Source organism: Dyella sp. C11 (assembly GCF_003121485.1).
In the GTDB taxonomy this organism is placed as follows: Bacteria; Pseudomonadota; Gammaproteobacteria; order Xanthomonadales; family Rhodanobacteraceae; genus Dyella.
The window spans coordinates 1-13,386 of sequence record NZ_QAVX01000021.1; the positions used below are offsets into that span (position 1 = coordinate 1).

The window sequence follows — 13,386 nt, forward strand, 5'->3', positions numbered from 1 at the left end:
CGTCGACAGAGGTCAGCAGGAGTAAGTAGTTCGGCAGCGTCAGTTGTTTAAAAGTGACCGCCCCCCGATGTCCTCCCATGCCCTGACCGCCCTGTCGCCGCTGGCCGGCCGCTACGCCAGCAAGGTCGAAACGCTGCGCCCCATCTTCAGCGAGTTCGGACTCATGCACCGCCGCGTGCATGTGGAAATCGAGTGGCTGCTCGCGCTGGGCGCCGACAAGGGCATCGAAGAGCTGCCGGCTTTCACCAGCGAGCAGGTCGCCAAGCTCAAGGGCATCTCGGCTGATTTCAGCGTGGATGACGGCGCGCGTATCAAGACCATCGAGGCCACCACCAATCACGACGTGAAAGCGGTGGAGTACTTCATCAAGGAGCGCATCGGCAACGATGCCTCGTTGGCGCAGGCCAAGGAATTCGTGCACTTCGCCTGCACCAGCGAAGACATCAACAATCTTTCCTACGCGCTGATGCTGCGCGACGCACGCGACCAGGTGCTGCTGCCGGCGTTCGACGGCATCATCGCCAGGCTGCGCGAACTGGCGCATGCCAATGCCGGCCTTCCGATGCTTTCGCGCACGCATGGCCAGACCGCTTCGCCGAGCACGCTGGGCAAGGAGCTGGCCAATGTGGTGGCGCGCCTGGAGCGCCAGCGCAAGCAGCTCGCTGCGGTGGAAATTCCCGGCAAGATCAATGGCGCCGTGGGCAACTACAACGCGCATGCCATCACGTATCCGGAACTCGACTGGCGCGGCTTCTCGCAACGCTTTGTGGAAAGCCTGGGCCTGGACTACAACCCGTACACCACGCAGATCGAACCGCATGACGGCGTGGCCGAGTATTGCGACGTCGTGCGTCGCGCCAACATCATCCTGATCGACTTGGCCCGCGACATCTGGGGCTACATTTCGCTGGGCTACTTCAAGCAGGCACTGAAGGCAGGCGAAGTCGGTTCCTCGACCATGCCGCACAAGGTCAACCCGATCGACTTCGAGAACGCCGAAGGCAATTTCGGTCTCGCCAATGCCCTGCTCGGCCACTTCGCCGAAAAGCTGCCGATCAGCCGCTGGCAGCGCGACCTCACCGATTCCACCGTGCTGCGCGCGCTGGGCACGGCGTTCGGTCACACCATGGTGGCGCTGGAATCGCTGAAGAAGGGCCTGGGCAAGCTCACGGTGAACGCCGACCGCCTTGCCGCCGATCTCGACGCCAGCTGGGAAGTGCTGGCCGAAGCCGTGCAGACAGTGATGCGTCGCTACGGCCTGCCGGAACCGTACGAGCAGCTCAAGGCGCTCACGCGTGGCCAGGGCATCACCAAGGATTCCATGCGCACCTTCATCACCGGCCTGGATCTGCCGGCCGATGCCAAGCAGCGCTTGCTCGACCTGACGCCGGGCGGTTACATCGGCCTGGCCGAGCCGCTCGCCAAGGACATCTAAGCGTCCGTCGGCAAGCTGACTACACAAGGGCCGCGCAACCATGCGCGGCCCTTGGTTTTTTCAGGCTGCCTTGAGCAAGCCTTCCGCCTGCATCGCCGCCTGCACAGCCGGGCGTTCGGCCACGCGTTGCTGGAACGCCAGGATGGCCGGGAAATCCGTCAGGTCGAAGCTGACGTGCTTGGCCCAGTTGGTGACGGTGAACAGATAAGCATCCGCTGCAGAGAAGCGGTCGCCTACCAGCCACTCATGCTTGGCCAGATGCTGTTCGAGCAAGGCATAACGCTTGTGCAGGTATTCCTTGCGCTCTTCACGCACAGCATCCGGCGTATCGGGCTTGAACAACGGCGAGTAGGTCTTGTGCAGCTCGGAGTTGATGTAACCCAGCACTTCCTGCAGTCGATAACGCGCCACGGTGCCATTCGCCGGTGCGAGCCCGCTCTCGGGCTTGAGATCGGCAAGGTACTGCACGATGGCCGGGCCTTCGGTCAGCAACTCGCCGTTGTCGAGTGCGAGCGCCGGCACGTAGCCCTTGGGGTTGATCTGCCAGAAATCTTCACCCTGGGCCGTGCGTTTGGCCTTCGTGTCGACCTTCTCCAGCTCGATGGGAATGCCGGCTTCCAGGGCAACGATATGCGGCGACAGCGAGCACGCGCCCGCAGCGTAATAGAGCTTCATGGTGATTCTCCGTGGGGACAGGAACAACGCGATCCACATTCGCGCGGGCCACGGATGCTAGGCCACCATGGTTACTGTTGGATACCACCTAACCGGGCGTAACCTTTAAAATCCGGTAACCGTTTGGTTATCGGACGCACCCGGAAAACACGCCATGGGCCTGCCCGTACGCAAAAGCAAAGTCACCCCGCCACCCACCTGCCCGCTCAGCGAAGTGCTGCGCTTGCTGCGTGGTGCATGGGCACCCAACGTGATCTGGCAACTCAGCGGCGACGCACGCCGGTTCGGCGAATTGCGCCACGACATGCCCAGGATTTCCGCGCGCGTGCTGAGTGCGCGATTGCGTGAACTGGAGACGCGGGGCCTGGTGGCGCGACGCGTGCTGCACACATCGCCACCGTCGGCGGAGTATTCGCTTACACCCTTGGGGCGTGAGTTGCTGCCAGCGATCAATGCACTGGCGAGCGTGGGGACGAAGTTGATCGAGGAGTGGGAGGCGGATCAGCGGAAATTGGCGGTGGGGTAAGCGCCGCGATGTGACATCGAGGCGAGGTTGGCCCCTCGCCCCAGCCCTCTCCCCGGAGGGGAGAGAGAGCAAGAACGTCATTCGACCTCGTCGGAGCCTTCGTTGACGCCTTCGAACAGGAAGGTCGACAGATAGCGTTCGCCGGTATCGGGCAGCATCGCCAGCAGCACCGAACCTTCCGGCGCATCCTTCGCCACCTGCAGCGCGGCCGCCACGGTGGCACCCGCCGAGATACCGACGAAGATGCCTTCCTTCTGCGCCAGGTCACGCGAGGTGTCGCGCGCCAGCACGTCGTCGATGGGCAGGATCTTGTCCGCCACGTCGCGGTTCAGCACGGCGGGCACGAAATCCGGCGTCCAGCCCTGGATCTTGTGCGGCGCCCATTCCTTGCCCGACAACAGCGCGGCACCGGCAGGCTCGCTCGCGATGATCTTCACCTCGGGACGCGCCACCTTCAGCACCTCGCCCACGCCGGTAAGCGTGCCGCCCGTGCCCCAACCGGTAACGAAATAGTCCAGGCGCTTGCCGGCGAAATCGCGCAGGATTTCCGGTGCCGTCGTGTTGCGGTGATAGGCGGGGTTCGCCGGGTTCTCGAATTGGCTGGCCAGGAACCAGCCGTGCTTTTCAGCCAGTTCCTTCGCCTTGCGCACCATGCCACTGCCACGCTCGGCGGCCGGCGTCAGCACCACCTTGGCGCCGTAGGCACGCATCAGCTTGCGACGCTCGATGGAGAACGAATCGGACATCACCGCCACGAAGGGATAACCGCGTGCCGCACACACCGCCGCCAGCGCCACGCCCGTATTGCCGGATGTGGCTTCGACCACCGTCTGGCCAGGCTTCAGAACGCCGCGTTGCTCGGCGTCGATGATGATGGCGTAGGCGAGACGATCCTTCACCGAGCCAGCCGGATTGAACGCCTCGACCTTGGCATACAGCGTCACGTGCTTGGGCGCCAGGCGATGCAGGCGCACGACGGGCGTGTTGCCAATGGTGTCGAGAATGCTGTCGTAGATCATGAAGTAACTCCGGAACTCGGCAGGTAAAGGAAAGGCGCAAGCCGCGATGGTGCGCGCTTCAAGGGAAAAGTTGTGTCAAGCCGCGGCGGCCGCGGGCAAGGTAGCGGCCGGTACCGTCCCGATGGGCGCACTGCCGAACCATGACAGCGTCGTGGCGAGCGCGGCAACCTCGCCAACGATCAGCAACGCGGGAGAGCGCACGTTACTCGCCATCGCCTGCTCCACGACATTGGCCAGAGTGCCTACCACGATCCGCTGTTCCGGCCGTGAACCATTTTCGATAAGGGCGAACGGCGTGGTGGCGGCGCGACCGTGATCGATCAGGTTCTGGCGAATGGCCGAAAGCTCGCTGGTCCCCATGTAGAACGCCAGCGTCTGACGCTCCTGCGCAAGGGCTTGCCAATCGAGCGTATCGATGGAGTTCCTGCAATGCGCGGTGACCAGCCGGACCGATTGGGCATGCTCGCGATGGGTGAGCGGAATGCCCGCGTAAGCCGCGCAGGCCACGGCGGCCGTGATGCCCGGCACGACTTCATAGGGAATGCCATGGCTGCGCAGGAATTCCAGTTCCTCGCCACCACGTCCAAACACGAAGGGATCGCCACCCTTGAGCCGGACCACGCGCCGCCCGGCCCTGGCGTGCTCCAGCATCAAGGCGTGGATCTGATCCTGAGTGGCGTGATGGTTTCCCGCCTGCTTGGCGACTTCGATGCGCTCGGCATCGCGGCGTGCCAGCGCCAGCACGTCGATGCTCACCAGCCTGTCGTGAAGGATAACGTCGGCTTCGTTGAGCGCGCGCAATCCGCGCAGCGTCAGCAGCCCTGGATCGCCAGGACCTGCTCCCACCAGCAAGACCGAGCCTGCCGGCGTCGCCTCGGTAGCGTCCAGCAAGCGCTCGGCCGATGCCTCGGCCAGGGCCCATTGCCCGCGACGCAGCAGGCTTTGCACTGGGCTGCTCAATAGACGTTCGTAGAAACGCCGGCGCAACGAGACATCCGGCACGCGGGCCTTGATGTGCGCGCGCATGCGCGCCATCAACGTGGCCAGCGAACCGATCACGGGATCGAGCAGCACTTCCAGGCGTTCGCGTATCAGTCGCGCAAGCATCGGCGCGTGACCGCCACTGGAAATGGCGATGACCACCGGCGAACGATCAATCACGGCAGGTACGTGGAAGCTCGACGTTTCCGCGTCGTCAACCACGTTAACGAAGATGCGGCGTGCCTCGCCGAGCGCGGCCATGTGGCGATGAAGCGAGGCGTCCGATGTGGCAGCCACGACCAGCCATGCATGATCGAGCCAGTGGTCCTCGAACGTTCCGCGCCACCATTCAACGCGCCCCGCTTCGGCCCAACCTTGCAGTGCAGGACTAAGTTCAGGCGCCCCCACCACGACCTTCGCTCCGGCTTCGAGCAAGGCCGCCGCCTTGCGCTCCCCCACCACGCCACCACCCACCACCAGCACTTGGCGGCCGGACAGATCGGCGAACAGTGGGTAGAGCTTCATCGAACCTCAGGCTCCATGAGATGCAGGGACTTGGCCATCCAAAACTAGGCAGCGCCCTGTTTCCGTACAAATGATTTCTGCACTGGAAGATATGCCCCGGTGTTATAAGCCGCCCCGGCGATCTACCGGCATCACGAAGTATTGACGCAACGCAGCAACGGCTGTATAGACGTCTAATTGTCACCGCTTCGTTACGGTAAATCATGGATCGCCATCGCCAGCCGCCGGAAACCGCTCCGCATGCCTGCAAACGCAGGGCATCGGCCTGCGGGGTTGCGCGATGTATCCGCAGCGCGCCCCTGAGCCCTTCCTCTCTCGCCTGCCTGTGGAACCCGATCCATGACGCTGACCCAGCTCCGCTACCTCGTCGCCATCGCTGATGCCGGCCTGAACATCACCCTCGCCGCGGAACGCGTGCACGCCACGCAACCGGGCCTGAGCAAACTGCTGCGCCAGCTCGAAGACGAACTCGGCTTCCAGCTGTTCCATCGCAAGGGGCGCAGCCTGCATGCCATTACGCACGCCGGCACGCACGTGCTGGAGCGCGCACGCATCATCCTTGCCGAAGCGGCCAACATTCGCTCGATCGCCGCGAACCTGCGCAACGAATCGCGCGGCACGCTGCGCATTGCCACTACCCATACGCAAGCGCGTTTCGCGCTGCCTTCGGCGGTGGCGGCGCTCAGTCGCAGCTATCCGCAGGTCAGCGTGCATCTGCAGCCGGTAAGCGATTCGGACGTGATGTCGCTGCTTGAAGGTGGCCAGGTGGATCTGGCCATCGTCAGCACGGCAGCCGGTGCCCCGCCACCGAACGGCATCGCGCTGCCCGCCTACCGCTGGAACCGCACCATCGTGGTGCCGAAGGATCATCCGCTGGCACGGCAGAAACAGTCGCCGACGCTGGCACAACTCGCCGCGCATCCGCTGATCAGCTACGACTCCTCGCTGAAGCCGGAATCGTCGCTGGTTCGCGCATTTCAAAGTGCCGGGCTCGACCCGCAGATCGTGATGACGGCAAGCGATGCGGACCTGATCAAGACCTACGTGCGCGAAGGCCTGGGCATCGGCGTGCTCGCCGAGATGGCGTATCAGCCGGAACACGATACGGATCTGCGCGAACTGGGTGCGGACAGCCTGTTTGCCGGATGCACGACCTGGATCGTGTTGCGCCGTGAAAGTGTGTTGCGCGAATACGCGCTGGATTTCATCGGTGTGTTTGCACCACATCTGGAACGGCGTGCGGTGAGTCGGGCGCTGACGTCGGGGGGCGCGGGGACGTCGCAGTGGCCGGGGGTGCCGCATTGGCGGGATCGTAGGGTGCCGTTGAAGGTGGCGGAGCCGATGGTGGAGGCGCAGTAGGCGCTGCGTGCGGCGTTGCTCGGCTTTGCTGTGAATACGCGGGCGCTTGTACCTGCTTGTGCTGTCGCTTGCTTGTTCAGCCACCGCTTTATTCCCCGGCCGTCTTATTCCCTCACCATCTCTGTTCCGTCACCGTCCCTATCACCTCACCGTCATTCCCGCGAAGGCGGGAATCCAGTGACTTTGTCTTTGCTCTATCGCTCAATTGAAGCCATACCGCGACCTGGCTCGCCTGCCGCGGGCTTCCGACCTCCTGCCGGAGGCCGGGTTACTTTTCTTTGCTTGCCCAAAGATCCCACGGGACTAGCTTCGCGTCGAAAGTAACCAAAAGAAAAGGCACCCCGGATGACGCGCCTTCCGGGCTTTCAGCCCTCCAGGTCCGCGAGCGGGCTACGGGGTTTGTCGACAGGGCATCCTGCCCTGACGCCAAACTGGCTGGCATCCCTGCCAGCCACCCTGCGGGCTGATCCTTCACCCGCCCGCCGCTGTCATACGGGGACCCCGAAGGGCCAGAGCCAAGGCAGGAACCAAGGCCGAGCCAAGGCAAGAAGCAATGCAAGGTCAACACCAAAGGGGTCGACGCAGCGGCGCGATAAAAGCTGCGACGTCCCCTGTAGGAGCGCACCTTGTGCGCGACCGCGGCGCCACGCCGTTCCCGCTCCGTGGGCTTGTCGCGCACTAGATGCGCTCCCACAGCGACAGGAAAGGTTCTAGCGGATTGGCCCCTCACCCCAACCCTCTCCCCGAAGGGGAGAGGGAGCTTGGGTCGGCTTAGTTGTGTAGCAGACCTCTCGCCGCCAACAAATCAAGCACGTGGGTTGCCAATACGAGGGGATCACCGGCGCTGCCGTCGATGCGAACCTCCGGGGTTGTCGGTTCCTCATACGGATCGCTGATGCCGGTGAAATGCGAAATCACGCCCGCGCGTGCCTGCGCGTAAAGCCCTTTGCGATCCCGCGCTTCGCACACTTCCAGCGCGGTCGCCACATGGATCTCGATGAAGTCGCCGTGCGCTTCGACCAGGGAGCGCGCTTCTGCACGCGATTCGGCGTAGGGGGCAATCGGTGCGCATACGGCGATGCCGCCGTGGCGCACGATTTCGCTGGCGACGTAGCCAATGCGCGTGACGTTGGCGTGGCGATCCTCGCGTGAGAAACCCAGGCCACGTGACAGGTGTTTGCGTACTTCGTCGCCATCCAGCACGGTCACGGCCCGGCTGGTGCGCTCGAGCAGCTGTGCAATCACGGCCTGTGCAATGGTGGATTTGCCCGCACCCGACAGGCCAGTGAAGAAGAGAGCGAAGCCTCGCGTCGCCTGCGTCGGATGGCGTTCCCGCAGAATCTTCACCACTTCGGGGAACGAGAACCACGTGGGAATCTCGCTGCCTTCGTGCAGATGCCGCCGCAACTGCGTGCCGGAGATATCGCGTACTTCGTCGTCAGGCTGTACTTCGTTGGATGGCAGGTAGGTATCGCGATTGGCCACGTAGACCATCGCGGGAAACGGCACGATGCGTATGCCCAATTCATCCTGGTGACGCTCCAGCAGATGCTGGGCGTCAAACGGCCCGTAGAACGGCTTGCCGTTGGAATCATTCCCCGGACCGGCGTGGTCTCGGCCCACGATGAAATGGCTCGCGCCGTAATTCTTGCGAATGATGGCGTGCCACAGCGCTTCGCGCGGCCCACCCATGCGCATTGCCAATGGCAACAACGAGAGGCGCGCACTGTTGGCGGGGTATTGCGGCAGCAGCGCCTGATAGCAGCGCACACGCGTGTAGTGGTCGATATCACCCGGCTTGGTGCGTCCCACGGACGGTTGCACCAGCAGTTTCGCGCCAACCTGCTGCGCGGCGCGCAAGGTCAGTTCGCGATGTGCGCGATGCATGGGATTGCGTGTCTGGAAGGCGACGATGCGATGCCAGCCTTGCGCCTCGAACCATGCCCGAAGGCTTCGCGGCGTGTCGCGGAGCACCGTGAAATCGTAGTGCGACGGACTCTGGATGCCGCGCACGCGACCACCCAGATTCACCGGGCGATAGCGATCGAGCAATTCGGCCACGCCGGGATGCGCGCGGTCCACCGTGCCGAAAACCTCGAGCGCCTCAAGGTTTCGGTCCGGTCGATAGATGTCTTCCACTTGCAGCACGGCGAGCGGGACGCCCTGCACGTCGCGCAGCGCTACCTCACTTCCAGGCACCAGCTTTTCGGCGAAGGCTTCGCTGACATCCAGCGTGATGGGAATAGGCCACAGCGTCCCGTCCGCCAGACGCGCATCCGCCACCACGCTTTCGTAGTCGCGGCGCGTTAGAAACCCTTCCAGCGGGGAAAACGCACCGTTGAGCAGCAATTCCAGGTCGCATAGCTGGCGCGTATCCAGATCCACGCCCGGCAAGCCTGCGCTGCGTTGCTTGAGTTCGGCGGCTTCCTCAGCCGAAAGATACAACTCCTTCAGCACGCCGCCGTGCGGTGCGATCAAGGAAGGACGTTGGTCGTGTGCGACAGCATCGGACTGCGCGAGGGCGCTCTGGCTCATGGTCGGACTCTTTGTTTTATCGGGGCCGCATCCGGCGTCATGCGCTGGATGTCGTTGGTATGGGTCAAGCGAGGCCGTGAAGTCCGCATTCGCGTTTCAGGCCAAAAAACCGGGTGGCATCCACATCGGTGCCGGGTTCCCATCGGTGCGTGGTGTGCACGTCGCCGATCGAGATGTAGCCCTGGTCCCACAACGGGTGGTAGGGCAACCCGTGCTTGCGCAGGTACAGGCCCACATCGCGATCGTTCCAGTCGGCGATGGGATGGAATTTCCATCGACCATCGCGCCGCTCGGCAAACGGAATGGTGGCGCGCGTACGCGCCTGGCTGCGACGCAAGCCGGCAAACCACGTTCCCGCACCCAGATCACGCAGCGCGCGTTGCATGGGTTCCACCTTGCGCAACTGGTTGTAGCGGTCGATGCCGGCAACGCCCTGCTCCCACAGGCGGCCTTCGCGCGCCTCCAGCCAGGCAGGCGTTTCCGCCGCGCCGTACACCTTCAGGTTGAGCCGCAAGCGATCGCGCAGCTCGTCAATGAATCGGTAGGTCTCCGGGAAGAGGTAGCCGGTGTCGATCAGCACCACCGGCAGATCGGGGCGCTGGCGCGTCAGCAGATGAAGCGAAACGGCCGCCTGCGCGCCAAAGCTCGATGAAAGTACGTGCGCTCCCGGCGCATACGCCAGCGCCCACACCACACGTTGCTCCGCATCCAGGCCGGCCAGCCATGTGTTCAACTCATCGAGTGCACGAGTGTCGTGCTGGGCATCGTCAAGCAATGCCTGCTTCATGCCAGCACCTCCAGGGGAATGCCACGCGTGGGCGCGCCAACAACGCTGGTGCGCACCAGGAAATCGCCAAACCCTTCATCGATGGATCGCTCGGCGGCATAGCTCGCGAAAAGTGGCGACAACGCGTCGAGAATCCCCGCTTCGTCCACGTTTTCCCGATGCACCTGATTGAGCCGCTGTCCGCGGAAATCCGCGCCGAGTCGCAAGTCGTAACGCCCCGGTCCGCGGCCTACCAGGGCGATCTCGCCGAGGTACGGACGCGAGCAGCCGTTGGGGCAACCCGACAGGCGCAACAGGATGGGCGCATCACGCAGGCCATGGGTATCGAGCAAGGCCTCGAGTTTCGGCAGCAGATCCGGCAGGTAGCGCTCGGCCTCTGCCATGGCCAGGCCGCAGGTAGGCAACGCGACGCAAGCCACCGCGTGGCGCCGGATGCCGCTGTGCTGGCGATAACCATCGAGTCCGTGAGCCGCCACGATGGCGTCGATGGCATCGCGCCGATCGGCGGAAACGTTGGCGACAATCACGTTCTGATTGCAGGTCAGGCGAAAGTCGCCCTCATGCACGTTCGCCAGTTCACGCAATCCGGTAAGCCAGCGTTGCTCGCCCACATCGGCCAGGCGCCCCGCTTCGATCTGCAGCGTGAGATGCCAGCGGCCGTTCTCGCCTTCGATCCAGCCATAGCGATCGCCGTTGTGCTCGAAGCGAAACCCGCGTCCCGGCTCCAGCGTAAAACCCAGTCGCTGTTCCAGCTCGGCCTTGAAAGCGTCGAGGCCACGGTGATCGATGGTGTACTTCAGTCGCGCATGTTTGCGTTCGCTGCGATTGCCCCAATCGCGCTGCACGGCGACGATGGCTTCCGATGTCGCCAGCAGGCGCTCGGGCGGAACAAACCCGATCACACTGGCCAGGCGCGGATACGTGGTGGGATCGCCATGCGTCGCGCCCATGCCACCGCCAATGGCGACATTGAAGCCCTTCAGCTCGCCGTGCTCGATAATGGCGATGAGGCCCAGGTCCTGGGCGAATACGTCGACATCGTTGAGCGGCGGAATCGCCAGCCCGATCTTGAATTTGCGCGGCAGATAGGTGCGGCCGTACAGCGGTTCCTCGTCTTTCGGCTCGCCTATCAGCGGCTCGCCATCCAGCCAGATCTCGTGATACGCCTTCGTGCGGGGAGACAACTCCTCTGAAAGACGTGTCGCCCACTCGTAGGCCAGCGCATGCCCGGAGGATTCGACCGGATTGGCCGTACTCACCACGTTGCGCACCACGTCACCGCAGGCAGCGATGGTGGTGGCCAAAGCATCATGGATGGCGGCGATGGTGGGCTTGAGCTTCTGCTTGATGATGCCGTGCCACTGGAACGTCTGGCGCGTGGTAATGCGCAGCGTGCCGTTGGCGTACTCGCGCGCAAGACGATCGAACACCAGCCACTGCGTCGGCGTGATCACGCCGGATGGAAGACGGGCGCGCAGCATGAAGGAATACGCCGGCTCCAGCTTCTGCTTGCGGCGTTCTTCGCGCAGGTCGCGATCGTCCTGCTGGTAGCTGCCGTGGAATTTCAGCAGCTTGTTGTCGTCATCGCTGATGGCATGGGTGACCGGGTCGCGCAGGCCATCGGCAATGGTGCCGCGCAACTGGCGACTGGCGTTCTTGATGCGTTCGAAATCGGAAAGCGTCGTCATGTCAGTACACGTCGCGGGCGTAGCGCCCCTGCTGGAGAAGCGCGGATAGCCATTCCCTGGCCTGTTCGTGCGATTGGCCGCCGTGCGTCACCGCCACGTCGACAAGCGCGGCGTGCACGTCTTTCGCCATCTGGTTTGCGTCGCCGCACACGTAAAGGTGCGCGCCGTCCTGAAGCCAGGCATAGAGTTCGCGCCCCTGCTCCCGAATGCGTTGTTGCACATAGACCTTGGCATCGCCGTCGCGCGAAAACGCCAGGTCAAGCCGATCCAGCGATCCGTCGCGCAACGCCGCCTGCCATTCGATCTGGTAGAGGAAATCGCGCGGGAACTGACGGTTGCCGAAGAACAGCCAGTTGCGCCCGTCGGCGCCGGTTTCGCGGCGCTCCTGCACGAACGCACGAAACGGTGCCACGCCCGTGCCGGGGCCGATCATGATCACGTCGCGACTTGCGTCTTTGGGGAGACGAAAGGGTTCGTTCTCTTCGATGAAGACAGGCAGGCGTTGATCGTCGCCAGCGCCTCCAATGAACGACGAAGCGGCACCCCAATGACGCTCGCCATGCGCCAGGTAATCAACCACGGCCCCGGTCAGGTGCACTTCGTCGCCGACCGCCTTCTGGCTGGAAGCAATCGAGTACAACCGTGGCGTCTGCGGGCGCAGCGTGGACACCAGTTCCTCCGCCGACCACGCGGCGGGATGTTGGCGCCAAAGGTCGATCGGCTGTTGATCGGCAAGCAGCGTCGCCAGTCGTGAGGCCTGATCCGAACGCAGTACGTTGGCCAGTTCACTGTCGCCGCTCGCGTCGGCAACCGCCGCGATCAGCGGCCGGCTGAGACGCGTGAGTTCACGCTCGTGACTCAACCAGCGACGCAGCGGAAGTTCCTTGCCGTCGTGCCGTACTGGCTGCTCGCCGTCCAGCTTCAGCACCGACAGCCATTGATCGACAAGCGCGGCGGGATTTTCCGGCCATACGCCCAGGGCATCGCCGGGTTCGTAATGGAGACTGGAACCTTCCAGCGACAGCTCCACATGGCGGATGTCGCGCCCTGCGTCGCGCGCCACGATGGCCTGGTTGTCCAGCACCGATGCCGCGAAAGGACGCTCGCGCGTATGGCTGGCACGCGACGGCACCGGCTGCAAGGTGGCGACGCGGGCAACAGGCGTGGACGCACCCAGCGCCTGCCTGGCTTGTTCCAGAGCGCGTTCGGACCACGGCCCGGCAACGGCATCGACGTCCACGTCGGCCTCGCCCAAAGGTGCCAGGCGCGTACCGCCAAGTTCGGCGAAGCGCTCATCCAGCTGGCGGCCGATGGCGCAGAACTGCGGATAGCTCGAATCGCCAAGACCCAGCACGCTGTAGCGCAGGCCGGGCAGCTTGGGCGCGCGCTTGCCCAGGATGAACTCCACCAGGCCACGCGCGTCATCGGGTGGCTCAGCGTCACCCTGGGTGCTGATCACGACGACAAGGTGGGTTTCCTTGGCAAGGTCCCGCTGTGCGTAGCCGTCGGCGCGCACCAGCCGCACTGACAATCCTGTCGCCTCGGCACGGGCGGCGAGCTGCGTGGCGATGCGCTTGGCCTGCCCGGTCTGGCTGCCGTAGAGAACGGTGAGTCGATCGCCCACGGCCTTGGCTGTCGGGGGAAGCACACCACCTCGTTGAGCCCGTTCAGCCCGTGCCGCGCTCCATGCAGCGATCCAATAGAGCTCTGCAGGCCCCAGGCCATCGGCCAACCGCTCCAGCGCGGACAGCTTGTCACCGTCGAGGGAGGCCAGACCGGTTTGCGTTGCGACGACGGCGTTCACTGTCCACCTTTGGACGTCCAGACATCTGGATAGCCAAAGTAGTCATATCGTT

General features: G+C 64.0%; 10 protein-coding genes. 3 read left to right on the plus strand and 7 right to left on the minus strand.

Annotated elements, in window-relative coordinates:
* Nucleotides 1–67 precede the first annotated feature (67 nt).
* Nucleotides 68–1,435, plus strand: coding sequence for an adenylosuccinate lyase (gene purB, locus DK366_RS17150; RefSeq protein ID WP_109126793.1), 1,368 nt, complete (start codon nt 68–70; stop codon nt 1,433–1,435).
* Between the two features lie 60 nt (nt 1,436–1,495).
* On the opposite strand, the gene gstA is transcribed toward purB, so the two are convergent.
* Entirely contained in the window at nt 1,496–2,110 is a 615-nt protein-coding gene (gstA, locus tag DK366_RS17155) for a glutathione transferase GstA (protein WP_109126794.1), read from the minus strand.
* A gap of 154 nt (nt 2,111–2,264) precedes the next feature.
* Here gstA and DK366_RS17160 point away from each other — a divergent pair, with 154 nt between their 5' ends.
* Complete coding sequence (locus DK366_RS17160; protein WP_109126795.1) at nt 2,265–2,636, plus strand: helix-turn-helix domain-containing protein; 372 nt, start codon at nt 2,265–2,267, stop codon at nt 2,634–2,636.
* A gap of 77 nt (nt 2,637–2,713) precedes the next feature.
* On the opposite strand, the gene cysK is transcribed toward DK366_RS17160, so the two are convergent.
* Both cysK and cysG read right to left on the minus strand, forming a co-directional pair.
* Complete coding sequence (gene cysK / locus DK366_RS17165; RefSeq protein WP_109126796.1) at nt 2,714–3,655, minus strand: cysteine synthase A; 942 nt, start codon at nt 3,653–3,655, stop codon at nt 2,714–2,716.
* Between the two features lie 75 nt (nt 3,656–3,730).
* Complete coding sequence (gene cysG / locus DK366_RS17170) at nt 3,731–5,161, minus strand: siroheme synthase CysG (protein WP_109126797.1); 1,431 nt, start codon at nt 5,159–5,161, stop codon at nt 3,731–3,733.
* 339 nt (nt 5,162–5,500) lie between these two features.
* On the opposite strand from cysG, the gene DK366_RS17175 reads away from it, so the two are divergent.
* The gene (locus DK366_RS17175; protein WP_109126798.1) at nt 5,501–6,520 is read left to right on the plus strand and encodes a LysR substrate-binding domain-containing protein; all 1,020 of its coding nucleotides are present in this window, start codon (nt 5,501–5,503) and stop codon (nt 6,518–6,520) included.
* A gap of 771 nt (nt 6,521–7,291) precedes the next feature.
* On the opposite strand, the gene DK366_RS17180 is transcribed toward DK366_RS17175, so the two are convergent.
* The 4 genes from DK366_RS17180 to DK366_RS17195 all read right to left on the minus strand — a co-directional run bounded on the left by DK366_RS17180 (nt 7,292) and on the right by DK366_RS17195 (nt 13,334).
* Nucleotides 7,292–9,055: a bifunctional sulfate adenylyltransferase/adenylylsulfate kinase gene (locus tag DK366_RS17180; RefSeq protein ID WP_109126799.1), complete on the minus strand. Its 1,764-nt coding sequence runs from the start codon at nt 9,053–9,055 to the stop codon at nt 7,292–7,294.
* A gap of 64 nt (nt 9,056–9,119) precedes the next feature.
* Nucleotides 9,120–9,842: a phosphoadenylyl-sulfate reductase gene (locus tag DK366_RS17185; RefSeq protein ID WP_109126800.1), complete on the minus strand. Its 723-nt coding sequence runs from the start codon at nt 9,840–9,842 to the stop codon at nt 9,120–9,122.
* A complete protein-coding gene (gene cysI, locus DK366_RS17190) occupies nt 9,839–11,530 on the minus strand; it encodes an assimilatory sulfite reductase (NADPH) hemoprotein subunit (RefSeq protein WP_109126801.1) in 1,692 nt (563 codons plus the stop codon). Before cysI ends, DK366_RS17185 begins: the two co-directional genes overlap by 4 nt.
* A gap of 1 nt (nt 11,531) precedes the next feature.
* Nucleotides 11,532–13,334, minus strand: a complete 1,803-nt coding sequence (locus DK366_RS17195) for an assimilatory sulfite reductase (NADPH) flavoprotein subunit (protein WP_109126802.1) — start codon at nt 13,332–13,334, stop codon at nt 11,532–11,534.
* Nucleotides 13,335–13,386 lie beyond the last annotated feature (52 nt).